The organism is Pseudoalteromonas sp. MBR-15 (genome assembly GCF_053628915.1).
The window spans coordinates 618,084-643,209 of sequence record NZ_JBRJHH010000001.1 but is presented as its reverse complement, the minus strand read 5'-3'; the positions used below and the strand labels follow the sequence as shown (position 1 = coordinate 643,209).

Here is a 25,126-nt window from a genome sequence, read left to right as displayed (position 1 = left end):
CATTGCATTTAATACTATTGCAGCATCGCAAATAACTGCTTTAACTGCGGCATATATTCTTTAATCAAGTTAACGTTGTTTTCGCTAACATCAACGGGGGCATTACTCGCTTCTTTCACGCCCTCTAAGGCGCCGGTCATTGAACGTGTTCCAGAACTTGCAGAAGACGCAGTTAAACTTTGTAAGCCACTCATTGCTTGATTAACTCGCGCTTGGTTTTCTGGTGACAGTGTTGCCTTCACATTTTCAAGATAGGCCATAGAAACTTCAGAACCCACAGTAACAAGCTGCTCTGGCGTAAAGCCATACTGCTGTGTTAAGGCGGCAAATTCAGTGTAAAGCTCATGTTCTTTAATGTGACCCAGTGCGCTCATTACCACAGAAGTGTCTACCCCTTCTGTGCTACCCAGCATGTTACCCAGGTCTACACTTTCAAGCTCAGGTTGATTTTTTGACCAGTTCACAACTGCGGGGAGTGCTTTAATATAACTTTGTAGTTGGTTTTCGGTAATATCTTGTGCGAAGCTAGAAAAACTCATCGCGAGTAAACTCATTGAAATAATTAGTGCTTTCATCATGATTTCCTTTCTTTTCCAGTTTATAACAACCGACTTGTTTAGCGAGTTATTATGATCAGCTAATTACAAGTGTTACAATACAGTTTTTAGCACAACTAACTGAACCTAATGTTAATTATTTCTAATACTGTAACAATTGATGAATGGGAGCTCGACTTTAGTGCAATCCGCTCTCAGGGTGCAGGCGGACAAAATGTAAATAAAGTGGCCAGTGCAATTCATCTACGCTTTGATATAAAGCGTTCAAAGCTGCCTGACTTTTACAAACAAAGATTACTCAATTTAAATGACTCTCGGTTGACCAAAGAGGGAGTTATTGTCATTAAATCGCAAAGTCATCGTACACAAGAACTGAATAAAGAAGAAGCACTCAATCGTTTGAAAGAGTTAATTATCAGTGCAACACAGGTTCAAAAAAAGCGTCGTGCAACCAAGCCATCAAGAAATTCACAACGCAAGCGCATGGATAGCAAAACGAAGAGAGGTCAAACTAAAGCATTAAGAAAAAATATAAGCCTATAACCTTATCATCATCCAATAGTGTCAATAATAAGCATAACTGTAAAGAAGTGTAACTTGTTAACAAAGTTAATTGATGGTTAATCCTACCAAGACTATAATAATCATACTATCTCACTTTTGAAAGGAGCCGCAAATGGGCCAAAAAATATGCTTAATCGGCGTTGCTATGATAACGCTGTCAGTTTTGCCTATGACCAGCTTTGCCGTTGATTCTTGGCAAGCCGGAAGCGCTTATCCGCAAGGAAGTGAAACCTGTTATAACGAGATACTCTATAAAGCCAGATGGTGGGCAACCCCAGGAGAAGAACCCGGTAGTTCACAATGGGGGGCATGGGTTGCCGATGTTGCATCAAAAACCTGTGTAGAAAGTATGAGTATGGCTAAGCAAGATGAGTTATTAAAGTCGCTGCCAACCATCTTCGAAACAAATAATAATAAAAAAGGGAGTTCTGATTAACTCCCTTTTTTGTCACCAGGCCCGCATGCACTAGTCAAATGTATGGTGGCGTGTCATTTCAAATCGATTGAGTATGTGATGCATAATATAGACAGCACACAAGCTTAATAGTATTGCAACCGACACCGATGAAAAGCGATATAAAGCGCTATACACCAGATCTTGACCCGGCCCTAATGATTGACCAAACAAGATGCCAAAGGTCGTAATAATACCAAAACCAACCCCTGGAATGCCGCCAGATAAAATATGATAGCGACTAAATATAAAGGTCAAAATCCATAAAATCAGTGCAGGAAAAATTAATATATCAGTGTGATTGTATAAAAATAACTGCGCCACAAGTGCTAAATTGCAGCCAATTAATGTACCAATAGCACGCTGCCATGCAGCCATTCCCGCCGCTTTCCAGCATAAAGAAAACAAAATCAATACCGACGCCGCCTGTGCAGAAATAGAGTCTTGTAAATCAAATACCTGAAAAACAATAAAAGAAAGAGTCGCAACGGTTGAACATAGCAAGACTTCGTGCCGAACACTTTCTTTGGCTTTTTCAGGCATTACGCGAGCTTGGCGGGGTGAAACATCAGGAAAAATTCCATGCATCAGTACCGAAAAAACAACGGTTACAATAACAGCGACTGCATTGCTGATGATCAACGGATAAATACTGACTCCTGCCCCTGTGTAGGTTGAAAAGTGCAATTGAATCGAGAGGCTGACTACCGTTGTTGCACCAAATAAAAAGTTAGCGCCACGACTCATTTGGTAAAACAAAAAAGCAAATGCCAAAAAACTTACCATCGTCATGACCACAGGCAAATGTGCAAGCAAACCTTGAACGACAAGTACAAACAATGCACTGAATACTGCACCCGCATAAAACTGACGAATAATATGCATATTAAGTACAGGTACTAGGCCAAGCAACAACATAGGATACACAGTAAAAAAGATCCCATTTGGCCAATTCATCAACTTTGCAAGCGCAAACCCTAATGCTGAGCCCGTAGCAATACGCAATGCTTGACGCAAACCATTCCCATCGAGTTGCAGTGTTGACATAACTTACTTAACCTTAATATATAAAGTGCAAAACACTGATCAAACGGATTTGCATGCCCGCAAACCAGCTACCGATGCTTGACTCAGGCAATAGTTGCACCGTTGCTCGTGCGCCACTTGGAAACTTAGCCAGCATGTCGTGTTGCTCTAATTGCAGATGAATACGCTGACGCTGTGCATCACGGACCCAGCGATTGCTACTTTCAGTGGCACTTAATAAGCCATTAGCATTAAGTTGACCATCACTCACACCGGCCTCAAAGCTGATAATTTTTGCATTAAAAACCTTGCCGGGTAGGGCATCAAAACTGACTTTTGCACGGCTACCAACCTTCACATGAACGAGTGATTTTTCGCGAAAATCAGCGACAAGATCCGCTTTATTAGCCACAACCGCCATTAATGGCTGGCCTTTATTCGCATAAGTACCTGGCGTAACTTGCAAGTTCGCCACTTTACCATCGGTCTCTGCTGTAACACTTGTATAAGACAAATTAAGCTTTGCTTGCTCTAGTTGATTCAAGGCGTGACGAAGCGCTAGGTTGTCATCGCCCATTTTACCACGCGCTAATTTAGCTTCGCTCAGTTGCGCTTCAATCGCTGCCACATTCGCTTTACTCGACTGATAATTCGCATTAATCGTTTCGTATTCCTGCTCTGATATAGAGCGCTTTTTAAGGAGTGATTCGCCGCGTTCAAACAACAAGGTTTGCTCATGTAACTTGGCCTCTGCCGCTGCTAATTGTGCTTCAATCGCTTTAACGCTGCTATCTAAGCGTTGGTTTTGCAACTTTGCATCATCGTAAGCAAGTTCGGCTTGCTGTACGGCAAGCTTAAAAGGCTCATCATTAATATGAAATAATGGTTGTTGCTTCACAACCGACTGGTTATTGGTTACGAACACATCCGTTACACGCCCACTGACTTGTGGCGTTACCTGTACAACAGGGTGATACACGCGTGCCTGCGGAGTTACAGGCATGAATAAATCAGCAACCACAAAATAAAGAAATAAAACAATAAAACCCGCTAAGGAGATTTTTACATAACGGGCAAATTTTTGATCCGGTGTCATAAACTTACTTATCTCCTGAATATTGCTTAATGCACTGGCGCGCGTTTATTTCCATTTGCACAAGACCATGCGCCATGGTATCGAGCTGCTCAGTGGTTAAATTTGCATACAAGTGTTGTTTCACATCAGCAATAATAACGCGCAAGGTGTCTAATAATTGTAGACCTTGTTCGGTGAAATAAAGGCGTTTACTGCGTTTATCCTCGGTATCTGACTTGCGTACAATAATCTCTTGCTGCTCAAGCTGCTTAATAGTGCGTGTTAGTGACGGCATTTCAATGCCTAAACTACTCGCCAATTGCTGCTGTGTGCAGCCTTGATTCAAGTGAAATAAATGAATCATTACCGTCCAGCGCGATTGCGTTAAACCTAAAGGCTCAACCGCAAATGTAACGGCATCGCGGCATAAACGATGTACACGCCCCATGCTTCCGCACAAGGTTAGATCAAGAGTTTCATGAAAGGGGATAGAAGAGGACATAATGCACTCCATTTACTTAGCATGCTAACTATTTTAATGTAGTTAGCATGCTAAGTAAATATTAATGCATTTTATAAAACAGATAGAACTAATCGAAAAAACCGAAACAACGAAAATAATAACCTGTCAGTTCACAAAGGTTCGATTAACGTTTTAATATGCTGCTCATATTGGTCTAACTTATCAATTACAAAGCCCGTATGTTGGTAGCGGACTATCCCTTCTTTATCAATTAAAAAGCTGCTGGGCATCCCTTTGAGTTGATATTGCCTGCCTATGACAGCATCGGGGTCATAAATGATATTAAAATTAACCGCAAAATCAGTTAAAAACTTCTCAGCATCCGCGCGCTCTACATCAATGTTAACCGCAATAATCGTCAATCCTTGTTCACGATACGTATTTTGCATTTCAATAAGCCACGGAAACGAGCGGCGACAAGGGCTGCACCACGACGCCCAAAAATCTAATAGTACCACTTTTCCTTTATTTTGACTGAGTAACGCTGCGAGTTGTTGCAGGCTGGGTGAAACTGTTGTCGATGCAGGTTGCTCTGCTATCACAGCAGAGCTAACAAAAAGAAATAGAGAGAAGATGAGTTTGATCATTGATAATTTAACAAGTTTGCTGGTGAATATTGATCCGTTAAGACTTTGGTGTCTTTTGGCCAGTCTTGGTTGCCTTTAGTATAAAACAAGTGCTCACTAAGCAACTGCATATCGACATCATAAGGGGCTAATTTTGGCGTTAAACGCTTTACCCGCTCAGCAATTTGTTGCTCTGTGGGCATGGCATGAAAACCCGCTAAAATTATCCGGTTAGAATCTTTATCTGTCACTACATTTACAAAATCACCAAAGACATCAAAATAGGTTGCAGACTCGTGCTGATAAAGCTTACTTGATGAAAAGGTGTTCGCGGCAACAACGCCGTTTTTGGTCAGAACACTTTTTACTTCAGCAAAAAACTCTTTTGTAAGTAAGTGCTCAGGAATGTAGTCGCCGTTAAAGGCATCGAGAATAATCCAGTCGTACTTTTGCTTTTTTAATGCCGCGCGTTTTATAAAAATGCGTCCATCTTGCACTTTTGATGTCACGCTGTCGGTTTCAACAAAATCAAAATAATCGCGTGCAACTTTAATCACCGCAGGGTCAATTTCTACATTTTCTATATGTGCATTGGGGTAGAGTTCATAAATGGTGTTAGAAAGTGTGCCACCCCCCAATCCAATAATGAGCACATTCTTTGGATTATCAATAAATAATAAACTTGCGAAGGTCATTTTAGTGTAATTAAACACTAACTTTTTAGGGTCACTTTGGTACATACAACTTTGCGTACTTTTACGGGTTTTTTCATTAAATTTTAAACACAGTAAGTCAGCATTTTTCTCGACCAAAATGTTGCGATACAAAGAGCGTTCTTTGTGTATTACCTTGCTTTGTGCAATGAATGGCATGATTAACACTAACCATATTAAGACTCTAAGCATACAGCACGCTCCTTAACCGAAAGCTGACTCACAACAATAGCAAGTAACCCCAAAGCACCAAGTACAGCAGCAAATGTTTTAATAATGTCATTAACATCAAATGCCAGTACCATATAAAACGAAGTGATAATAGTGCCCAGCGCACTGCCTAATGTACTCACAAAATATAACCCGCCAGCCACTTGTCCGCTTTTTTCATGATCGGTAACCAATAACCGCACCGAATATGGCGAGATCATGCCTAAAATAATAGTTGGAATGAAAAACAATGCCATTGAGGCAAGCAGAGAACCGTAACGACTGTCTTCGATATGACTGAAAATAAAAGCCATAATTGGCTCAGCAAACATAACTATTGGTATCACCATAATACTGGCAATAAAAAAGATAGCGCCATATTTGGTTAATGTTGGGTTGCGAGTAGAAAGTTTACCGCCAAGCAAATAACCAATTGATAAGCTCAACATAAACACAGTAATAATACTGCCCCAAATATGCACACTACTACCAAAAAATGGGGCTAAAATCCGCCCACCGAGTAATTCAATCCCCATTATACAAAAGCCACTACTGAATGCTAAAAAGTAGATAAGCGCATTGATTTTATTCATTAAACACCTGCTGATTTCGTTATAGTTTTAATCCATCTTAACCTGATGATGAACTCGATGCTATGACTGTTTTTTGTCCATAAAAGGGGCATTGATAAAAATACCTTTTTAAATAACCTTTATAAAAAATGAGGCTAATTAGGTCATCGTCTGGTATTTTATCGGGAGCAATTAAAAATGGATTCAAGCGATGGAACAGCACATTACCTCAATCAACGTTAGCGAAATAAAATCACTTTCAGGTTTTAAAGTGCGCACGTGTAACGCGAATGAAATGAGTGGCGAGGGCGCTCAAATAGGGCATTTATGGCAACGTTTTTATAGCGAAATAGCACCAGAACTGACCTCAACAAGCCAGGTTTACGGTGTGTATACACATTACGAATCAGATGTCACCGGCGACTTTGATGTATATGCCTGTACTAATACCCCGATAAACACGGTAGAAACAGAGTCCGTTGATCTGGCTGCAGGGCATTATCTTCGCTTTAGTGGTCAAGGAAGTATGCCACACGCAGTGATTGATATATGGGGTCAAGTTTGGCAATACTTTAGTAATGAGCAGTGCCCACACATTCGCGCTTATAAAACTGACTACGAGTTTTATAAAAGTAGCGATGAGGTTGAGGTGTTTATTTCTGTTGAATAGCAATGCACTAAACAACGCGTGTAAACCCCCATTACAAATTGACTAAATACGCCGCTTAATGCGGCGCTGGCTATTTATAAAAACTCAGTGCTATTTGTTCAGCTTTTGCATAGGCGTTAGTGAGTGAACGCTGATGCCTTTCATCATTAAACTCTTGGTATTCACTGGCAATTTCGTCGATTTTCTCAACGCCTAAATACAGACTCAATGTGCGTAGATGAGGCACTAAATGGCTCATATGCTCGCGTATCCCACCTTGCTCGAAGCCAAACTCGCCTGTAGAGGTAATGATCACTAAGCGTTTACCATTTAGCAGCGGTTTTAAAGGAAAATCACCACGTCCTAAGTCAAAATCAAAAGTTTTGTTAATGCGAACTATTTGATCAAACCATGCTTTTAGTTGCGCGGGCATACCGTAGTTATACATAGGAGTTGAGATCACGATAGTGTCGACCTTAGCGACTTCACTAATAAGTTCATCTGACTCAGCAAGCAGTGCTTGTTGTTCTATGGTTTGCTTATTAGCCGGTGTGAACACAGCACCTATCCACGCTTGAGTAATAAAAGAAGGCGGGTGAATCCCTACATCACGATAGATATACTCAGCTATTGCATTAGTATTTTGTAAGCAGCTTATAAAATGTTTAGCAATATTCTTTGAAATTGAATCATGGCTTGAATTATCATTTTTTGCCGCACGTACGCTAGCATCAATATGTAGAAGGGTAGTCATAAGTAAAACCTCATTAGTTAATGTATGGGTATCATCAATAAATTGAGGCGTTTTAACAAACGAGTTAAAATTCACTATAAGTAAGTTATACTCAGCTATAAATCTGCGAGAGTTTTTTATGCAAGTATCATTACAATCCTTAAAAGCCTTTGAGTCGGCTGCGCGTTTGGGCAGTTTTAAAGCTGCAGCAGCAGAACTTGCGATTACGCCCACCGCGGTTTCACATCATATAAGTAACCTCGAAAGTCGTTTAAACACCGATTTATTTCATCGTGAAGTAAGAAAAATCACCTTAACTGAAACGGGTGAATACTTGAGCCTGAGCACTTCAAAAGGGTTTAAACTAATTTTTGATGCGCTAGACACGCTAAGCCAAGCAAAGAACCACATTCGGATAACAACCACCTCATCACTTGCCGCAATGAGGCTAATACCCGCTTTACATACGCTAAACACGCAGTATCCACAATTAACGCTCGATATATCAACCAGTGAAGCGCTGGATAAACAATTGCATACTTTACCCGTTAGACTTGGGAATAAAGAAGAAATCAACGAAGCTGATATCATAAAATATGAGGCTTTTAATGTCTTTGCTGCAAGCACGCACCAGCGCGCGCCTTGGCTAAATGGGCACGTTACTTTGTACACTAGTCAATGGAAAAACAACGCATTAGCAGCGCCTCCTCTCACTGAGTGGCTGACTAAAAACAACCAAAGCTCATCGCAGTTCGAGATTAAGTCGTTTGATCAGGAGTTATTTGGTATTCAACAAGCATTGGCAAATAATGGCGCTGTATTTTGCTCAAACACGTTGGTCAAACCCTATGTTGATGCAGGGTTACTCACACACTTTAAGAGCCATGCTGTAGAATCACAGCTTTGTTATTACATACCCGATAAGTCTCGCTTTGAGACAAACACACATAAAACCGTAATTGAGTGGTTAGAGCGATTATTAAATTAAACATTTAGTAATCTGTAACGGGGGTTTACAGCTTGCATAAAAAAGCCGCAGTTTAAGTTATTAAGCTGCGGCTTTTACTAAAAGCTGAATTACGGCTTGAGTAAATGCTTTTCAAAGAAGTTAGCCATCATCGTGTGATAATGCAGAGTCGTGCCTTCACCTTCACGCAGGCTGTGAGAGCGGTTCGGGTATGAGAAAAACTCGAACTGTTTATTGTGCTTAACTAATTCGTTAATTAAACGTTCTGAACCTTGGTAATGCACGTTGTCATCGCCAGTGCCGTGGATCAGCAACAATTTACCTTGCAAGTCTTTGGCAAAAGTAATTGGCGAGGTATTGTCGTAACTTTCAGGATCCGTATTTGGATTACCAGCATAACGCTCTTGATAGATGGTGTCGTACAAGCGAATATCAGGGACTGGGGCTGAAGCAATGCCCACTTTGTACTTGTCGCCATGGCGGAATAACAAGTTAAGTGTTGAGCTGCCGCCTCCTGAGTGACCCCATACGCCAACACGGTCAGTATCAATTACATCCCAGCGCTTTGCCATTGCATCAAGTGCATCCACTTGGTCACGCACAGTGATTGAGCCAATTTTTTTGTAGATTGATTTACGCCAATCTCGGCCTTTCGGCGCACGTGTACCGCGATTATCAACCGAGGCAACAATAAAGCCTTGTTGTGTTAAGTACGACTTATACAAGTAACTGTTGCCTTCCCAGCGGTCTTGAACTGTAGAACCCCATGGCTCACCGTATACATAAAATACGATAGGGTACTTTTTGCTGTTATCCATATTAGCAGGGAACATAATGTAACCATCAAGCTCAACACCATCGCGGGCATTTACTGTAAAGAACTCGTGTGTTGGTAATTGTTCAGTTGTAAGCTTTTCTTTTAGCGCTTTATTCTCAACTAAGGTTTTCACATTGCTGTGATCACTTACTTTGATGATTTCTTTCATGGGGGGTGTGCCAAACTTAGAGTAGGTATGCATTGCCCATGAGGTGTCTTTCGACATGTAGTAGCTATTAGAGCCATCAAATGACTCTGGCGTTACACGCATCGGTTTTGTGCTTCCATCAAGCGATGTACGAAATAAATAACGCTGGCCCGGATCATCAGGTGAAGCTGTGAAATACATCACATTTTTATCTTCGTTTAACGCCAACATATCAATAATGTCGTATTCGCCAGGCGATAAATCAATGATACTTTTGCCATCACGAGAAACACGATAAAGATGACGCCATCCATCTCGCTCACTGTGCCAAATAAAGAATGTGCCATCTTTTGACCAGTTAGCTTTATAGAACCACTCGATGAATGCATCGTCTTTGTCTTCAAGAATTTTAGTTAGCTGTTGCTTTTTCCAATCAAATAACCACACTTTGTTGTGACTTTGCGGGCGATTAAGATCTTGAATCATTAATGACTCTCCCGTGCCAGCCCAGCTAATACGTGGGATATAACGGTCACGGTTATCGCCACCCAGTTCTGCCCAACGCGTTTTTTTATCACTTAAGCTTACCACACCGACTTTTACGGCAGAGTTCATTTCGCCCGCTTTTGGATACGGAAACTCTTTGAGTGTCGGATAAAGCTCGTCGGTGTTATTGATCATAGTGAAATATTTCACATCACTGGTATCAAGCTGCCAATAAGCGATAGATTTATTGTCAGGGCTCCAACGGAATCCATCTCGAATAGTAAACTCTTCTTCGTATACCCAGTCAAAGTTACCGTTAACGAGGGTGTCATTGCCATCGGTAGTTAATGCAGTAACCGCTTTGCTGCCTACTTTTTCCATGTAGATATTGTTATCACGCACATAGGCCACTTTAGAGCTATCTGGTGAGAACTTTGCGAACATTAATTTTTTAGCTTCAACGTTTTCACCACCTAATTGATACAGCGAGTCTGTCTCTAGGTTTAAAAGCCAAAAGTCACCACGGCTACGTGAACGCCAAACTTGCTCACCATTGGTAAACACCATCAGCCACTTGCCATCTTTTGACCACTGATAACTTTCAACGGTTAACGGCTCTTTTTCGCCTTCTGGGATCAGTTTTTCGTAGCTAACAAGCACTTTTCGATTTGTACCATCGGCATTATAAAAAACAATGTCGTTGCCTTTTACACCATGTTCATCGTCTTTGGCTTTATCGTCTTGTTTGTTTTTATCGCTTTCACGCTCTTCAAGCACTGTGTAACCCGTGCCGTCGTCGAGCCATGTGAAATAGGTGCTACGTTGTGCTTTAAAGTCTTTGTCTTTGTATATTTGCTCAAGCGAAAGAGGATTAGAGTTTGCGCTCACTGTTGTGGTTGTATTGGCTTGCTCAGTACTTGAGCATGCTTGTAGTCCCAAACCTGCAACAACGGCAAACGCGAGGGCTGATGTTTTTATTAAGTTCATTTTGTTATCCCTTGGTTTTAACTAACCTAGCGTAGCAAAATAAGTTAATAAAATCTGAGTTTTTATCGTATAAACAGGGGGGTTGAACTTAATCATCCCACAAAAACATACTGGCATGTTTATTAGCAATACGCAGTTCATATATATCACTACATGGTCGACTAGCGGCTCCGTAACACACATGCAGTGGTAACAAATGCTCCTCACGAGGATGATTAAAGCGTGCTGCTGGCGCCATTTGCCATTCTAATAACTTAGCGTGACGCTGTTGTTCTGTAAGCGATGTATTACCGCACACATCAACAAGCCACTGCTCAAAAGCGAGATTTTGCATTTTGATTTCGGCTGTTTTCGGTGTAAAAAAAGCGCGCATATTATGGAAAGTAAACCCTGAGCCTATAATCAATAGGTTGTCGTAATGCAGGTTTTGCAGCGCTTCGCCTATTGCTAGATGCACGTTTGGTAATAGGCTAGGGTGCAACGACAACTGCACGCAAGGTATATCTGCGTCTGGGTACATTATCTTCAAAGGGACATACATGCCATGGTCGAAGCCTCGAGTGGGGTTCAACTCACTGTCAATATGTGCAGTTGTGAGTGCTTGATGAACTTGCTCAGCAAGCGCTGGCTCACCGGGACATGGGTATTCTATAGAATATGCAGAATCCGAAAATCCATAATAATCATATATAAGCTCAGGCGCAGCGGAAGAGGTAATATTTATTGGGTTGGCTTCCCAATGGGCACTGATCATCAAAATAGCTGATGGCTTTTTAATTTTTGCTGCAACAGATTGCAAACAGGTAACCATATCAGCATGACTGGCATCGCCTAATAGCGGCATTGGGCCGCCACCATGAGAAACAAAAAAGACGCGTGGCTTTTGCATAAACGGGCTCCTTACTTACGTTGTTATGTATAGTGCACGCACAGAGGTGCAATAGCCAGCCACATAAATGCACAGCTTAGGTGTGATTTTACACACCAAAAGTTTGTAAGTACTAACTTAACAACCATGCAGCATTCATTGCGGGTATTTTCCCTTTAAGCCCCCCTTCTAATGGCTCTCGACAAAGTAAGGTTAATTGATAATACGCGTCGTAATGCTGATGAAGCTCGTTGGCAGTAACGTTAAATGGAGGACCTGAAAACTCACTCTGTTGATACTCAAACACCACAACCAATTGCTGCGCTTTATTGGCTAACTGTAAAATGTGTTGCGTGTAACGTACTCGCATTGATAATGGCAATGCCACTAATGCCGCTCTATCATACACAGCGTTTACCGTACCAAGTTGTTCAGGAGTCAATGTAAATATATCTCCCACCCACACAGTTAAATTAGCGCTCTGATAACACGTTAGTGTGCCATGGTTAGTAATCTCTGGTGTGAGGTTTAATTCTTGAAAAAGCTGCTTAATTGCAATTTCACTTAACTCAGCGCCCACAACTTTCATGCCGCTGGCTAACAAAAAATGAATATCGTGCGTTTTGCCACATAGAGGCACAAATACGGTATCGCCAGGTTGCAAACTCAAGTTGGTAAAATACTGATCCAGGTAACGATTAACATCCCCTTCATGAAATCCTATTTCATTATTTTCCCAACGATTATGCCAATGTTTTGCGTCCATCAATAACTCCTAAATAAACAACACAAATTGAGCTGATAAATATAACCCTACACCAAATAGTAAATGGGTGGTGAGAGTTTTCAAACGTGCTTGGTTTGGCTTAGCTGTATTAACAGCCATAACTCCTAATCCTAAAGCAGGTTGCATAACAAAAAATGGCATGACCGTGCTGAACAATCCGAATAAACAGGCAGGTAAAAATAGCGGTGAAGTCATCCATTCCTTACCAATTAATAACACAAAAAACAGAGAAAATAGGGCGCCGATGATGTAATGCAAAATCCAACCAACAACACATTCGCGTTCTTTAGCTTCACTGGCAGCAATATCGACATGTTTAAATTGCCCCGATGCCATAGTAAGGGCCCAACGCCCAACAAAGCAAAAGTTTAATGTAGTCTGGTTAAAGCACTTTTTAAAAAAATAACTCCATATATCAATTGAAAGCGTGGCAACAAGGCCAATAACTATCGCCTGAATAAATTGAAGGAAGGTCATATTTATACCAAGTAGTGAATCATAAAAAACATGATAAACAATTACAAAAATGCTAAAAACAACAATATAAACAAACTATGATTGCATAAATGAAATGATGATTGATGACATTGCACTGTTCATACATATCGTTAAACAAGGCGGAGTTACAGCAGCAGCCGATTACCTATCTGTACCAGCAGCAACAGTTTCAAGGCGATTACAACGGCTTGAACAGCGCGTTGGTGAAAAACTATTAAATCGTACTGCAAGGCAATGCACATTAACTCACGTTGGCGAAGTGTACTTTCAAAGCTACGTAGAGTTAGTGGAGCAATTTGAGCAGACTCACCATCAATTAAACGATCAAAAAGCGAAATTAACGGGCAAGCTAAAAGTACTCGCACCCCTGAATATTAGCCATGGATTTTTAAAACCTATGTGGCTTGCCTTCACGAAACACTACCCAGAAATTCAACTTGAGTTACTGCTAAACAACCAACGTGACGATCTCAGTAAAAACCAAGCAGATATCGCTATTCGTATTGGTCCGCAAACTGATTCACACTACCAACAAAAGAAACTAGGCAGTGTCGATACATTATTTGTCTCGACAGAGCGCTATTTAAGTGACGCTCCCTCACTCAGTACCCCAGCAGATTTAAGGCAACACCGGCTTATAGGCACGACGCTCAGAAATAAATGGCAACTAAACAACCTAAAAACAGGCGAAACACAGACTTACATGTGCCGGTTTGCTAGCACATTTAACGACACCGGGTTTGTGAAATACTTAGTCTGTGATGGCCAAGGTGTAGCGTTGTTACCACGCTTTGAGATTATTGATGAGCTTAAAAGTGGGCAGCTCAAGCAAGTGCTCCCTTTATGGCGTGGTGAAAACAGAGAGATATATGCAATTTGGCCAAGCGGGCGATTACTTAGTAAAAAAGCGGTTTGTCTAAAACAGTTCGTAACACAGTTTATTTCTGAAACACTATAGCCATGCGTATTCCATTTGTTTTGCTGTTAATAAAGCGTGCTCTTTATTTATCAGCTCTGCCACTAACGCTAAGCTCATATCAATGCCTGCAGAAATACCACCAGACGTTGTAAATTTTCCATCGGTTACCCAACGTTTATTGGCAATCACTGTCAAGTCTTTAAACATAGCAGCGAGATCACTTTGATCCTGCCAATGAGTTGTGACATTTTTTTTGCATAACAGCCCTGTTTTAGCTAACAAAAATGCGCCTGTGCAGACACTCGCAACCCTTTTTGTTGTTGATGCGGTGTGGGTTAACCACTCAATCACTGCGCTTTTTTCAAGCTCATGCGTATGGTCGCCACCAACCACTATAAACACATCAAGTTCTGGGCAATCAGCAAAGCTGTAATGGGGGTTTACACTGAATCCGCCACGCGCATTCACAGGGCCGTTAGTCTGTGCAATTAAACTTACTTGCCAATCATTTTTGGCTAAACGCTTTGCGGTGCTGAACACTTCAAACGGACCCGAAAAATCAAGCACTTCAGCATCATCATAAATGTAGATCCCAATATTCATACAATTGTTCCTAATATGTGGATTTATTTATCAAGTAAAAAATCGTACTATGCCATTTTTGCAGAGCGTTAATAACATATTATTAAATTAGTACTGTATACAAATAAATCTTTAAGGCATTGTTAATGCGTTTATTATTATTACTGTGTGGCCTGCTTGTTGGGTGTAAATCAACAGAGCAAACCGTCACTGAAATCAGTGAAATATCGCCAGGTACAGTTTTGTATCAAGGCGAGACATCAAGACAAAATGTTGAAATGTTCGAAAGCGTGCTTGTGAATAGCAAAAACAAAATCGATACCCTAGTGATCAACAGTGAGGGCGGCGATGTTATGGCTGGTCTCCATTTAGGCGGCTTAGTTCACGAGTATCAATTAAAAGTGATCGTACGCGAATTGTGCGCCTCATCATGTGCAAACTATGTGATAACGGCAAGCCCAGATGTTCGCGTTGAAGAGCAGGGGATCATTGGCTGGCATGGAGGAGCTTTGCAACCGTTATATGTGCCAATGGAGAAAAATACGCAAATAACAAATTACATTGCAAAGTGGCAAGAAGCAGAAAAACAATTTTTTGAAACGATTAATGTAGAACAGGCGATAACCATTATTGGGATGATGCCTGGCATAACCGAAAAACGTGATGCCCCGATATACAGTTATGATGTAAACACATTAAAACGCCTCGGTTTGCATATACAGTTTGAGGGGGAGCAAACTGGGCTATCTACCAAGGGTGAAAAAGTAGTGCAGATCTTTGAGCTTGAAGAGGCTGTGCTTAGCCATTTTTTAATGCTGAACAGAATCGTCTCGGCAGAGCTAATCAACTAACTAAAAAGCCAACATGCTGTTGGCTTTCACAAACGTATACGTGCGGGATATTTACGGGATTAATCGAGTTCTAACTGCGCTCTCTCGACACTGTCACTCGGGAGCTCTTTTTGCACAGATACACCCAACTCTTTAAACTCCGACGCTTGCTTAATTAAGTTTCCTTTTCCGCGATAAAGTTGTGAAAAGGCCTTATCATAGCTTTCTTTAGCTCGATCGAGCTGTTTACCAACGCCTTCCATACTGGTTAAAAAGCCATTAAGTTTGTTGTAAAAGCGCTCAGCGCGGGCGGCCAATTCTTTTGAGTATTTTGTTTGCTCTTCAAATCGCCACAGTTGCTTCACAATATTTAAACTGGTTAGCAGGGTTGTTGGTGTCGCCACCAAAATATTCTTTTCGATCGCTTGCTGATATATATCACTCTGATATTTAAGCGCTTCAACAAATGCAGACTCAATGGGGACAAACATGACGACCACCTCGGGGGAGTTAATTCCTGGGAGTCTGTCGTATGCCTTACTGGCCAATTCATTGATACGCGATTGCACCGCAGTCACATGCTCCTTTAGTGCTTGTTGTGCTTCAAGCTCATTGTCGGCATTAACGTAGCGTGTATACGCATTGAGCGAGGTTTTAGCGTCGATCACTAAATGTCGTTCTTGAGGTAAATAAACCACAACATCGGGGCGCAGACGCCCGTCTTCAGTATTGAATGACACTTCTCGCTCATAATCGATTCCTGCGCGAAGCCCTGCGCTGTCTAAGACGTTTTCGAGCATTAACTCGCCCCAATTACCTTGTGTTTTCTTTTGCCCCTGCAAAGCGGTACTGAGCCTGTCTGCTTGTTCTGTTATGGCCTGGCTTTTTGCCTGTAAATGTAAAAGCTCAGTTTTTAATGCGGCACGTTGTTTTAAGTCTTCAACATGAATTAGCTCCATTTTATCGCGGAAGCCTTTTAACTCACCTTGAACGGGCTTTAATAACTGTTCAATACTTTCTTGGTTGAGCGTTTTAAATCGTTGTGATTTTTCTTCAAGAATTTGATTTGCTAGGTTTTCAAACTCTTTTTTGAGCTGTTCTTTACTGTCTTTTATATGATTAAGTTGTTCTTTAAAGTGCAGTTCTTTTTGTTCTAAGGTGCTGCGTAAAGTACTTAAATCGACATCGCGTTGATTTAGCATTGCTTTGGTGTCAGCGAGTTCTGCTTCAACTCGTCGCCAAAATTGATTAAATTGCTGCGCTTGCTTTTCTTGCTCGACAAAGCGGGTTTTAAAGTGTTGAGATTCATCACGTTGCTCTGCGTAATCTTGCTGTAACTGCGACAGTGTTAACTGACTTTCTTGTAACTGTTGTAGCTTCTGCTCTAATTGATTCTGCTGCAACTGATGGCTATTTTCCAGTGCGACTAACTGGCTTTTTAAGCGACTCTTTTGCAACGAAAGCACAGTACCTGCAGCCAATACTCCTAGTGCACAACCGCTTGCAATCTGAAGCCAATCAATGTGGCCTAATAGCTCTGTAATCATAATGAAAACTCAATAACTTAAAGACACTTCATCATAACGAATTACATGACAGCAGAGTAGGGGAGTAGGCATAAAAAAAGCCAGCTCAAGGTGAGCTGGCTCTAACATTACTAAATTTAGTAACCAAATGGGAAATCAACATAATGCTCATGTAAACTGCAATTTAACAACAAGCATAATAATAGACGCCGCTAAATTTGATTAGTTCAAAAAAAGTTTAAAAAAATTTAATTTTTTATCAGCGCCAACATCTGCTCTTCATCAAACTGAGTAAAACTCATTGATTTATCAGTAAATAATGCATCAACTAACGCTTGTTTATGCTGCTGCATTTTAAATACTTTTTGTTCAACAGAGTTGGCCATAATCAATTTATACACAAACACAGGGTTGGTTTGACCTATTCGATATGCCCGATCGGTTGCCTGTTTTTCAACTGCAGGGTTCCACCATGGGTCAAAATGAATCACGGTATCTGCTTGGGTTAAATTTAACCCGGTGCCACCGGCTTTTAGGCTTATTAAAAAGACTGACGATTCACCTTCGGTAAACTCTTCAATAACACGACTGCGATGTCGAGTTTGACCGGTCAACATACTAAAGGTAATTCCCAACTCGCCTAAACGTTCTGCAATCACATCTAAAGCGGTCGTAAACTGGCTAAATATAATGACTTTACGACCTTCACTTAACATAACGGGTAAATGCTTAGAGAGCCATTCAAGCTTTGCACTACCCGCCTGAGTTGTTGGATCAATAAGTTTGGGATGACAACAAATTTGTCTTAATTTTAGTAACGCGTCCAAAAACGCAAGCTTACTCTTTTGCACACCTTGTTGGGCAAACAAGTCAACCAGCTTTTGCTCTAGCGATTGCGTTATACCGGTGTAAATTTCTTTTTGTTTCGCTTCGAACTCAAACTCTTTAACCAGCTCTGTTTTCTCGGGAAGTTCTTGCGTTACCTGCGCTTTTGTTCGGCGTAAAATAAAAGGCATGATCAGCGATTTAAGTTCATCGGCTCGTTTAACATCGTTATCGCGCTCAATAGGTGTTTGAAAATATGTTTTAAAGTGCGCTTGCGAGCCCAGGAGTGAGGGCATTGCAAAGTCGAGCAACGACTTAAGCTCAAACAGGTTATTTTCGATAGGCGTGCCACTTAAGCACAATTTAAAATCGGCATTAAGGCGCTTAACCAAACGCGATACCTGCGCGGCATCATTTTTAATGTACTGGGCTTCATCCAGAATGATGTTTTCAAAATACAGTGGCGAGTAATATGCAATATCACGTTTTAACAAAGGGTACGTTGTTAAAATGCAATCGGCCTGCGATAACTGCTGGAGTTGCTCGTTTCGTAACGAACCAAATACGGTGGTGATTTTAAGGTTACACGCAAACTTATTAATTTCACTTTGCCAATTTCCTACCAAGCTGGTCGGGCAAACAATTAAAGTAGGGCCAGCTTGAGGCCGTTGTTTGGCATTCGCTAGAAAGGCAATAACTTGTAAGGTTTTACCCAATCCCATGTCATCAGCCAAAATCCCCCCCAACTGATGACGTTTTAAAAAGTTAAGCCAATCAACACCATGTTGCTGATACTCTCGAAGTTGCACACCGTCATTCAATCCCTGAATATCGGACTTTTTAACCACCGGATGGGTGTTCGTTAATTCAGTTAAATATGCATCAAGGGCATCATCAACAATACTGACTTTAATTGCTTTTTGGGCGATTAACTGGGGTAAAAATGACAATGGCATGAGTATTTCATCACGCGTTTTTATATGCTCAAAACGTTCGCGGTATTCATTAAGCTGAGTAATCGCTAACTTATCAACAACAGCAAAACGTTTACCTACGCTGAAATAATAATAACGTTCACTTTGACGATTGAGAGACTGAAAATTGTTATCCGCTGTAAAAAGTTGCTGCGTTTTTACACCAGAGATCACGATTTTACTAACTATTTGATGACCTTTTCCTCGCTCAACTTGCAGCGATATTTGCTTTAATGCTTTACTAACATCAAGTTCATCATTAATTTTCCAGCCGCGTTTAAGCAGGGTAGGGATAATTTCGAATTTCAACCAGTGTGCATGTATAACTGATTGTTTATTAAATACAAACTCGGTTTGTAAAGCCCCTTTACAAAATTCAAACCCTAAGTTCGTTAGCTCATTAACAACGGTATTCTCAAGCGATTGATTAATAATCCCCTCGGGGGCTTGGCTTAGTTCGTAAAGTGAATTTTGATAGTTAAATTGAAGCGATAGACCAATGTTTCCCTCATCGTTGCGTATGCTTATAACGGGAAAGACAGAACGTGATTGATTCTTTTTACTTTGCTTAAATGCATGCGGAATAACACCCTCACCAAAATTGTCATTGAGTTGTTGGTATACACGATCAAAGTTTTCGTTGTGTATCGCAGGCATGTTAGCCAATAACGCAATTTCATCTGCAGTCAAAGGAGTACGGATACGGCCAATTTTAAGTGTGTCTGGATCTAGGTAAGTCGGGGGTGTCGTTTTGAGTAACAACCAATTATCTTGCCCTGCTAATGACAAAGATAATGAGGTTAAATCACTATTTTGCTGCCAACTAAATTCTAAGGCTTGCATGGTATCTGCTTTAATAGCCTGGCGAGAACGGCCTAAAAATAATCGTTGTGTCGCTATGAGTTGTTGTAATGCCGAAAAGCCCCATGAGCCTTTCAACTCAAGCTTACCGAGCGCGTTTTGAGAGCGGATCCAACTATATAATCTAAAGTCAGTTTCGAGTAAATCAGTCGGTGTAACAAAGCTATTTAATTGTTGTTCTGTTAAATTACGGCCTAATGTGTAGTTATGCTCAGGATCATAATTAGCAATTTTAGGGGTAAGGGTAACAGCCGATTTTTCAACATCTAAAACAAATAATAATACATGTTTTGCTGTGTCGGTTGTTGATTGCTTTAGCGTCTTTAGCTCACTAAACCAATCATTAATAATATAGTCCTCGCCATAATCGCCTGAATGCTCAATTTTTAATTTAAGCAAAACCGCAGCAATATGACGGCACTTTGTTTTTGAACCACACGTACAATGTGAATCAACTGAAAATCCGGTTGGTAATTTACTGATCTCGATATGCTGGGTAAAAGTATTCCCTTCGTTACCAAACATAGAAGCATCAATCACACTAAAGTCACTACTATGCTCAAGCCAATTGATTTGGCCATTCTGATGGTACTCTTTTGCTTTACTTAGCACATGCGGCTTAAATAGCTGCTTGATGAATCGCTCTGACAGCGGAAACTGTGTTTCTTGCTCTTGTTTGATTTCTTCAAAGATAGCTAATAAGTCATTTTTGGATAAGTTAGCAGACATAACGCTTTTAACAGTAAAAACAAAAAATAATTCTGCCAGTATATGATCTATCAGCGCCCAGCTAAAGCACTATTCCTTTATTTCGGACTGGTTGGAGCTGATTAGTTGGTAAAATTATGTTTTTGTCTAAAAAATACAGCCAAAGAAGAGGGCTCGACTATTTAACGAACAACAAACGCACAAGATATAAACAACTTAATAACAAGGCAGGGCCTTTACAGATCACTTTTTTACTAAGGAAACAGTGAAAAGGCTTAAATAGCCTGTAAAGGGGCAGATAGTTAGTAAAAATCTGATCTATGGATGCGAATTGAGCAAATTTTAAGATATTTAGATCAGTATTTTACTAACAAAATAGGGTAAGAGATCACGCTTTTACTAACAATAAAAGCGTGACAGATCGCTATTTTACTAACTAATTAAAGCTATTTAATAACTTAGTAAGCTGCTCTAAGCGCTTGTCAGTCATCACTTTATTATCGATTTTTACCGATAAATCACCGCTTTTAATGTTTCGCTGTACGGTCACAAATTCACTTTCTATGAGTGATTCACGACGGCTTGGCGTAGCGGGTTCGACTGTTAAGTACTTAGTAATGGCTAGCGCACGCTTATCGTCACTGCTTATGGCGTTTATTTCGCTGTCAGTGCTGATTTCACTTACAAGGCGAGTGAATGCCTGTTCGTCACGCTCTTTCGCCGCAATAAGCTTTTTAGCCACTTCTCGGCCAACATGATTCGCTGTTGGGTAGAGGCTCAGTACAGAAGCGGGTAAATTTTCATAGGCTTTAATGGCATCCGCTATTGCTGTATGTGATACCCCTTCAATTGCTGCAATCTCACGGTACGAGCCCTTTTTGCCTTCTGCAATTAATTCATCACGGGTTTGCTGATAAGCTTGTCCAAGCTCCCACAGACTGGGGGCAATGTATTGATCAGAAGAGACCGCAAGTATTTTTGCATCTTGTTCTGTGAAATCTTCTGAACTTAGCACTAAATAGTCCGAACCACTTAAAATACACGCTTTGCGACGACGTGAGCCGGCTAAAACAAGCATTTCAGTGCCTTTATCCCAGCAAAGGGCAGGGTGTTGGTTTCGTCCGTCTTCAGCGATAGCCGGTAAAATATCAGCCACCGATTTTTCATTCAGTAACGACTGAACTCGACGGTTCTTGCCATACACTTTAGTTTTAGATTCGATTTCAGAACTTGGAATGACTTTACATACCAGGGTAATTTGGCGCGTAGGATCACTTGGCGCGGGCATGCTAATAACATCGCCAGCATTGGCTTGTTCAAGTAAAGCATCTAGACTGCTGCTTTCAATTGACGTTGAAAAAGGATCTAAGCTGGTATCATTTTTACGTTTTTTAGCCATCTTAATCATTTACCTTACTTAGCTGTATTCAATTTTGATTGGGTTGATTGCCAGTTAGAACGAATCAACATTTCAAGCTCATCAACCACATCTTTGATATTCTCTTGAGCACGTAGTAATGATTCTCTACTTGCGAGACTGTCAGACGTTTTTTGGTCAAATATGGTATTAAAAGACGATGAACTCGCCGTGATAGCGGAGCTATGGTTTATTGGGTAACTCATAACTTGACGTCCAAAGGCACTGCGCACGTCTTTAACAATATCGCGTTGTGAATGATTGCCTTTCACGTAATTTGTAACGAGGAACTGCATAAAATCCCATCCTTGATGCCCTAAAGCAGCAACCGTGTGATAGATCTCGCCTAAACGCTTTAAGTATTTATTGTTTGCATCAAAATCAACAGCTTCAGGATGAACAGGAATAAGCATCGATGTTGAAGCCATTAAAGCGTTATAAAACATAAAGTTAAGTGATGGAGCTGTATCAATTAAAATAATATCAAATTGATCTTTTACAGGCTCAATCACTTTTTCTAATAATTTATGATAATGACGTGTTTTATCGTAACTTGAACTATCTTTTAACAGTGTGGCTGTTTCATGTTCAAAATAAAAATCATCCATACCAGAAGGTAAAATACGAATATTGGGAATGTGAGTCGGTAAAAATGAATTAGTAACAAGTTCGTCCCACGTTTCATTTTCTTCAAGCTCAATGCAATCACGCATTAAGTCACCCACAGTAATTGGATCTGGTTCACTTGGCGGGAAGAAACTCGATGATGAGCCTTGTGGATCTAAGTCAATAATACCAATTCGATACCGTTTAATATTGGTTGTAGCGAGGGCCGCTGCAATATTAACCATGCTGGTTGTTTTACCACAGCCACCTTTCAAAGAGTTAATGACAATAACTTGTAGCTTGTCATCTGTTGTGCGGTGATCTGGCTTGATATCCATGATATCTGCCATAGCGAAAATATTGACTAGCGTATAGGCATAATGTCCATTTGCACCTCGTTTGATGTTTAATTCATCAAAGTCACCATTATCATGACGTCGCTTTAACGTTCTGTTATTACAGCCTAAAAGATCTGCTGCGGCTTTTTGAGTATAGGTGCGAAGTTCTTTTTCTTCCGATTTAAGATGAGCACGATAATGTTGGATACGTCCTTCTAGCGATTTTTCAGCAACTTCAGCTGTTGCTTTTAGTAACCGGTAAGTGGCTAGCGCATTATTATTAATAGACATACTTTCTTCCTCAAAGTTATGCTTTAAGTATAATGTCCATTCAAATTGCTGTAAACAACTATTTTGTACGACATGCCTTTTATTAATAAGACATTTAAGAAAAATTTGTAATCTAATTGAAGCTAAGTATAAATAAGTAAGATTAGAATTGGTTAAAGATATAGGTATATAAGGTTAACGTGCTAAAATAGCAATCTATGTTACTGATTAACCAGAATATTATTAAAAAAAGCAGATCATGTTTTTACTTGGTTAAGATCAGATCTCTTATAACTCGCAGATCAGCTTAATACTAACTAAAAAACCAGCTGCTTAGTTATGCACAGGTTAGTCACTAGTTTATGCACATTTTTACTGCTGTAGATCATGATTTTACTAACTAAATTAGAGAGTTATGCACTGAAGCAAAATCAGAATAGTGCATTTTGTTAGTATAGATCTGATCTATAGTTGGTACAGATCAGATCTATGCTAACTCAGTAAGCATTTATCCACATGCTTTTGTAAAAATGGGTTTATGTGTCGTGTTTTTTGACCTGAAAATGAATTTTAACATGACATAATATTCACTGAGTTAGTAAAATTTTGACCCATACACTATAACTTAGTAAAAATCTGATCTGAAAAGTTCTAGAATTAATCTAGTTAGTATAAAACTGATCTCAAGAAAATATTTCAGATCGGATCAAGTTTATACTAACTTAAACATTTAACTTTTTAAGTTTTATGTGTTGTTATTAACTGTCGAAGAAAAATTGGAAATAAGAACAATGAGCCGAAAGGTCAACATCTCAGTGGATAACCTCCCCGATACATTACGCGGGCAAATCCATGGGGTGGAAAGTGCAATCGATAATGAAAGTCTTGCACTGTTTACAGACAACAAAGATGTACGCGTTTCAATTGAAAATGCAGCACATGGTTTGAGAGCTTACTCAAATACCTTTAATCATTATGATTTGTGGGGACGTTTTGTTCGTTCAGGTCATAAAAAGCTTCCGGTTGAAGAAGCACCAAAAAAGACAATTGTTACAAGAAGAATTTCAGAAAAAGTTGATGGGATTCTCTATGATGGCGAAATTAAAATTACTCCAGCAGTTGTCAGCACACGAAAAGATGGTGAAGACATTGAATATTTAGTATGGCCATCCGATCGCGAAGAAAAAGTTGAACGTGCATTAATACGTTTGGCCTCTAAAGGTAAAATTGTAAAAATTAATTTTAAATCGGGTATTCAATACGCGGTTGTTTTTTCAATGAATGAGTTGGCACAAGAATTAAAAGCGGTTGGTCAATCAATGCCGTATCCGCAGATTAAAGAATCGCTTGAAGCTCTTCAAGGTTCTAAGTTATCATTTAAATATTCTGCAACGGACACGCGCAACTCTGATATTGATGATTCATTTTACGAGTCGAACATGAACTTTTTATCGTCGCTTCACTTTAGCGGTAAAAAAGGACAAGGCGGTAATGTAAAATGTGTGGCATGTTTAAATGCGTTTGTTCATAACATGATCGATAACCTTGAGTACAAAGGCTATTATTTTAATAGTGCTCAAGAACTGAAACGCGGTTTATCTCGCTGGATGATGTTACGTTTGTATCATCTTTGGCGTTATGCTGCGCCAGGTAAGACATATCATTTTAGATTGTTATCAATCATGGAAAAGTACGGCTCAATTTATTCGACAGATGAAATCACTGAGAATAAATTAAAAGCGTTACGTCGTGATATGACCACAACGATGAAAGATTTAATAGAAAAAGGCGCGATATCAGAATACAACATCACAAATGTGAAAGATGATAAAACGGGTAATATTATTGATTACACATACGAAATGCATCCGTCTGATCAATTTTGTGATGAAATTTTAGCGCTCAATAAACACAATAAACGAATTGAAATTCAAGGCGGTAAACGTATCGTTGAGAATGCTGTGTTAATTGATGAAGATAAAATAGAAGAAATAGTCGAAGATTAAATTTATATTTCTTATCTCCAATACTGTTACATGTTAAAGGCCACTAAAGTGGCCTTTTTAACAT

The 25,126-nt window shown here is 40.1% G+C and carries 24 protein-coding genes; 7 read left to right on the top strand and 17 right to left on the bottom strand.

Translation table 11 applies throughout. The features are described from left to right. Positions 1-14 precede the first annotated feature (14 nt). Positions 15-575 (bottom strand): short-chain dehydrogenase, encoded by a 561-nt coding sequence (locus tag ACSSVW_RS02695; protein WP_454178816.1) that lies wholly within the window; start codon positions 573-575, stop codon positions 15-17. 111 nt (positions 576-686) lie between these two features. Between ACSSVW_RS02695 and arfB the strand changes: the two genes are divergently transcribed. Both arfB and ACSSVW_RS02685 read left to right on the top strand, forming a co-directional pair. Then, complete coding sequence (gene arfB / locus ACSSVW_RS02690; protein ID WP_065979207.1) at positions 687-1,100, top strand: alternative ribosome rescue aminoacyl-tRNA hydrolase ArfB; 414 nt, start codon at positions 687-689, stop codon at positions 1,098-1,100. 133 nt (positions 1,101-1,233) lie between these two features. Continuing rightward, a complete protein-coding gene (locus tag ACSSVW_RS02685; protein WP_036972603.1) occupies positions 1,234-1,557 on the top strand; it encodes a hypothetical protein in 324 nt (107 codons plus the stop codon). Between the two features lie 30 nt (positions 1,558-1,587). Here the strand turns inward: ACSSVW_RS02685 and ACSSVW_RS02680 are convergent, their stop codons facing one another. From ACSSVW_RS02680 to ACSSVW_RS02655, 6 genes are all read right to left on the bottom strand, one after another. Further along, a complete protein-coding gene (locus ACSSVW_RS02680) occupies positions 1,588-2,622 on the bottom strand; it encodes a DUF2955 domain-containing protein (protein WP_036972605.1) in 1,035 nt (344 codons plus the stop codon). Positions 2,623-2,635: 13 nt separating this feature from the next. Then, the gene (locus ACSSVW_RS02675; RefSeq protein WP_065979205.1) at positions 2,636-3,697 is read right to left on the bottom strand and encodes an HlyD family secretion protein; all 1,062 of its coding nucleotides are present in this window, start codon (positions 3,695-3,697) and stop codon (positions 2,636-2,638) included. A 4-nt stretch (positions 3,698-3,701) separates the two neighbouring features. Next, positions 3,702-4,178 carry a MarR family winged helix-turn-helix transcriptional regulator gene (locus ACSSVW_RS02670; RefSeq protein WP_036972607.1) on the bottom strand — a complete coding sequence of 159 codons (477 nt, stop codon included), beginning with the start codon at positions 4,176-4,178 and terminating at the stop codon, positions 3,702-3,704. Between the two features lie 131 nt (positions 4,179-4,309). Then, positions 4,310-4,786: a TlpA disulfide reductase family protein gene (locus ACSSVW_RS02665; protein WP_421420630.1), complete on the bottom strand. Its 477-nt coding sequence runs from the start codon at positions 4,784-4,786 to the stop codon at positions 4,310-4,312. Continuing rightward, complete coding sequence (locus ACSSVW_RS02660) at positions 4,783-5,670, bottom strand: spermidine synthase (RefSeq protein ID WP_421420627.1); 888 nt, start codon at positions 5,668-5,670, stop codon at positions 4,783-4,785. The genes ACSSVW_RS02665 and ACSSVW_RS02660 overlap by 4 nt, the downstream gene beginning before the upstream one ends. Then, complete coding sequence (locus ACSSVW_RS02655) at positions 5,655-6,281, bottom strand: fused MFS/spermidine synthase (RefSeq protein ID WP_036972611.1); 627 nt, start codon at positions 6,279-6,281, stop codon at positions 5,655-5,657. The genes ACSSVW_RS02660 and ACSSVW_RS02655 overlap by 16 nt, the downstream gene beginning before the upstream one ends. 190 nt (positions 6,282-6,471) lie before the next feature. Here ACSSVW_RS02655 and ACSSVW_RS02650 point away from each other — a divergent pair, with 190 nt between their 5' ends. Continuing rightward, a complete protein-coding gene (locus ACSSVW_RS02650) occupies positions 6,472-6,930 on the top strand; it encodes a GyrI-like domain-containing protein (RefSeq protein ID WP_421420624.1) in 459 nt (152 codons plus the stop codon). Between the two features lie 70 nt (positions 6,931-7,000). Here ACSSVW_RS02650 and ACSSVW_RS02645 read toward each other — a convergent pair whose 3' ends face one another. Continuing rightward, positions 7,001-7,663 (bottom strand): FMN-dependent NADH-azoreductase, encoded by a 663-nt coding sequence (locus ACSSVW_RS02645; protein WP_454178781.1) that lies wholly within the window; start codon positions 7,661-7,663, stop codon positions 7,001-7,003. 118 nt (positions 7,664-7,781) lie between these two features. Here ACSSVW_RS02645 and ACSSVW_RS02640 point away from each other — a divergent pair, with 118 nt between their 5' ends. Beyond that, on the top strand, positions 7,782-8,630 hold the full coding sequence (locus ACSSVW_RS02640) for a LysR family transcriptional regulator (protein WP_421420621.1): 849 nt from the start codon (positions 7,782-7,784) through the stop codon (positions 8,628-8,630). Between the two features lie 89 nt (positions 8,631-8,719). On the opposite strand, the gene ACSSVW_RS02635 is transcribed toward ACSSVW_RS02640, so the two are convergent. The 4 genes from ACSSVW_RS02635 to ACSSVW_RS02620 all read right to left on the bottom strand — a co-directional run bounded on the left by ACSSVW_RS02635 (position 8,720) and on the right by ACSSVW_RS02620 (position 13,179). Further along, complete coding sequence (locus tag ACSSVW_RS02635; protein ID WP_454178780.1) at positions 8,720-11,047, bottom strand: S9 family peptidase; 2,328 nt, start codon at positions 11,045-11,047, stop codon at positions 8,720-8,722. A gap of 88 nt (positions 11,048-11,135) precedes the next feature. Further along, a complete protein-coding gene (locus tag ACSSVW_RS02630; protein ID WP_454178779.1) occupies positions 11,136-11,936 on the bottom strand; it encodes a DODA-type extradiol aromatic ring-opening family dioxygenase in 801 nt (266 codons plus the stop codon). Positions 11,937-12,048: 112 nt separating this feature from the next. Continuing rightward, entirely contained in the window at positions 12,049-12,681 is a 633-nt protein-coding gene (gene tmpT, locus ACSSVW_RS02625) for a thiopurine S-methyltransferase (protein WP_036972616.1), read from the bottom strand. 9 nt (positions 12,682-12,690) lie between these two features. Next, on the bottom strand, positions 12,691-13,179 hold the full coding sequence (locus ACSSVW_RS02620) for a DUF2938 domain-containing protein (RefSeq protein WP_075593361.1): 489 nt from the start codon (positions 13,177-13,179) through the stop codon (positions 12,691-12,693). Between the two features lie 94 nt (positions 13,180-13,273). Between ACSSVW_RS02620 and ACSSVW_RS02615 the strand changes: the two genes are divergently transcribed. Continuing rightward, on the top strand, positions 13,274-14,158 hold the full coding sequence (locus tag ACSSVW_RS02615; protein ID WP_421420615.1) for a LysR family transcriptional regulator: 885 nt from the start codon (positions 13,274-13,276) through the stop codon (positions 14,156-14,158). Here ACSSVW_RS02615 and ACSSVW_RS02610 read toward each other — a convergent pair. Then, entirely contained in the window at positions 14,153-14,722 is a 570-nt protein-coding gene (locus ACSSVW_RS02610) for a DJ-1/PfpI family protein (RefSeq protein ID WP_304634167.1), read from the bottom strand. The two genes, ACSSVW_RS02615 and ACSSVW_RS02610, sit on opposite strands and share 6 nt — an antisense overlap. A gap of 125 nt (positions 14,723-14,847) precedes the next feature. Here ACSSVW_RS02610 and ACSSVW_RS02605 point away from each other — a divergent pair, with 125 nt between their 5' ends. Continuing rightward, positions 14,848-15,552, top strand: coding sequence for a hypothetical protein (locus ACSSVW_RS02605; RefSeq protein WP_074988395.1), 705 nt, complete (start codon positions 14,848-14,850; stop codon positions 15,550-15,552). A 59-nt stretch (positions 15,553-15,611) separates the two neighbouring features. Here ACSSVW_RS02605 and rmuC read toward each other — a convergent pair whose 3' ends face one another. From rmuC to ACSSVW_RS02585, 4 genes are all read right to left on the bottom strand, one after another. Then, positions 15,612-17,078: a DNA recombination protein RmuC gene (gene rmuC / locus ACSSVW_RS02600; protein WP_036972622.1), complete on the bottom strand. Its 1,467-nt coding sequence runs from the start codon at positions 17,076-17,078 to the stop codon at positions 15,612-15,614. Positions 17,079-17,305: 227 nt separating this feature from the next. Then, positions 17,306-20,446, bottom strand: coding sequence for a DEAD/DEAH box helicase (locus ACSSVW_RS02595; protein ID WP_118844976.1), 3,141 nt, complete (start codon positions 20,444-20,446; stop codon positions 17,306-17,308). 415 nt (positions 20,447-20,861) lie between these two features. Continuing rightward, positions 20,862-21,824 (bottom strand): transcriptional regulator, encoded by a 963-nt coding sequence (locus ACSSVW_RS02590; RefSeq protein ID WP_036972625.1) that lies wholly within the window; start codon positions 21,822-21,824, stop codon positions 20,862-20,864. Between the two features lie 14 nt (positions 21,825-21,838). Then, positions 21,839-23,077, bottom strand: coding sequence for an AAA family ATPase (locus tag ACSSVW_RS02585; RefSeq protein WP_036972627.1), 1,239 nt, complete (start codon positions 23,075-23,077; stop codon positions 21,839-21,841). Positions 23,078-23,847: 770 nt separating this feature from the next. Here ACSSVW_RS02585 and ACSSVW_RS02580 point away from each other — a divergent pair. Next, positions 23,848-25,062, top strand: a complete 1,215-nt coding sequence (locus ACSSVW_RS02580) for a hypothetical protein (protein WP_036972628.1) — start codon at positions 23,848-23,850, stop codon at positions 25,060-25,062. Positions 25,063-25,126 lie beyond the last annotated feature (64 nt).

Coding starts and splice junctions, on each gene's coding strand:
- ACSSVW_RS02695 (WP_454178816.1), bottom strand. CDS start 575: ATGAAAGCACTAATTATTTCAATGAGTTTACTCGCGATGAGTTTTTCT.
- arfB (WP_065979207.1), top strand. CDS start 687: ATGTTAATTATTTCTAATACTGTAACAATTGATGAATGGGAGCTCGAC.
- ACSSVW_RS02685 (WP_036972603.1), top strand. CDS start 1,234: ATGGGCCAAAAAATATGCTTAATCGGCGTTGCTATGATAACGCTGTCA.
- ACSSVW_RS02680 (WP_036972605.1), bottom strand. CDS start 2,622: ATGTCAACACTGCAACTCGATGGGAATGGTTTGCGTCAAGCATTGCGT.
- ACSSVW_RS02675 (WP_065979205.1), bottom strand. CDS start 3,697: ATGACACCGGATCAAAAATTTGCCCGTTATGTAAAAATCTCCTTAGCG.
- ACSSVW_RS02670 (WP_036972607.1), bottom strand. CDS start 4,178: ATGTCCTCTTCTATCCCCTTTCATGAAACTCTTGATCTAACCTTGTGC.
- ACSSVW_RS02665 (WP_421420630.1), bottom strand. CDS start 4,786: ATGATCAAACTCATCTTCTCTCTATTTCTTTTTGTTAGCTCTGCTGTG.
- ACSSVW_RS02660 (WP_421420627.1), bottom strand. CDS start 5,670: ATGCTTAGAGTCTTAATATGGTTAGTGTTAATCATGCCATTCATTGCA.
- ACSSVW_RS02655 (WP_036972611.1), bottom strand. CDS start 6,281: ATGAATAAAATCAATGCGCTTATCTACTTTTTAGCATTCAGTAGTGGC.
- ACSSVW_RS02650 (WP_421420624.1), top strand. CDS start 6,472: ATGGAACAGCACATTACCTCAATCAACGTTAGCGAAATAAAATCACTT.
- ACSSVW_RS02645 (WP_454178781.1), bottom strand. CDS start 7,663: ATGACTACCCTTCTACATATTGATGCTAGCGTACGTGCGGCAAAAAAT.
- ACSSVW_RS02640 (WP_421420621.1), top strand. CDS start 7,782: ATGCAAGTATCATTACAATCCTTAAAAGCCTTTGAGTCGGCTGCGCGT.
- ACSSVW_RS02635 (WP_454178780.1), bottom strand. CDS start 11,047: ATGAACTTAATAAAAACATCAGCCCTCGCGTTTGCCGTTGTTGCAGGT.
- ACSSVW_RS02630 (WP_454178779.1), bottom strand. CDS start 11,936: ATGCAAAAGCCACGCGTCTTTTTTGTTTCTCATGGTGGCGGCCCAATG.
- tmpT (WP_036972616.1), bottom strand. CDS start 12,681: ATGGACGCAAAACATTGGCATAATCGTTGGGAAAATAATGAAATAGGA.
- ACSSVW_RS02620 (WP_075593361.1), bottom strand. CDS start 13,179: ATGACCTTCCTTCAATTTATTCAGGCGATAGTTATTGGCCTTGTTGCC.
- ACSSVW_RS02615 (WP_421420615.1), top strand. CDS start 13,274: ATGATGATTGATGACATTGCACTGTTCATACATATCGTTAAACAAGGC.
- ACSSVW_RS02610 (WP_304634167.1), bottom strand. CDS start 14,722: ATGAATATTGGGATCTACATTTATGATGATGCTGAAGTGCTTGATTTT.
- ACSSVW_RS02605 (WP_074988395.1), top strand. CDS start 14,848: ATGCGTTTATTATTATTACTGTGTGGCCTGCTTGTTGGGTGTAAATCA.
- rmuC (WP_036972622.1), bottom strand. CDS start 17,078: ATGATTACAGAGCTATTAGGCCACATTGATTGGCTTCAGATTGCAAGC.
- ACSSVW_RS02595 (WP_118844976.1), bottom strand. CDS start 20,446: ATGTCTGCTAACTTATCCAAAAATGACTTATTAGCTATCTTTGAAGAA.
- ACSSVW_RS02590 (WP_036972625.1), bottom strand. CDS start 21,824: ATGGCTAAAAAACGTAAAAATGATACCAGCTTAGATCCTTTTTCAACG.
- ACSSVW_RS02585 (WP_036972627.1), bottom strand. CDS start 23,077: ATGTCTATTAATAATAATGCGCTAGCCACTTACCGGTTACTAAAAGCA.
- ACSSVW_RS02580 (WP_036972628.1), top strand. CDS start 23,848: ATGAGCCGAAAGGTCAACATCTCAGTGGATAACCTCCCCGATACATTA.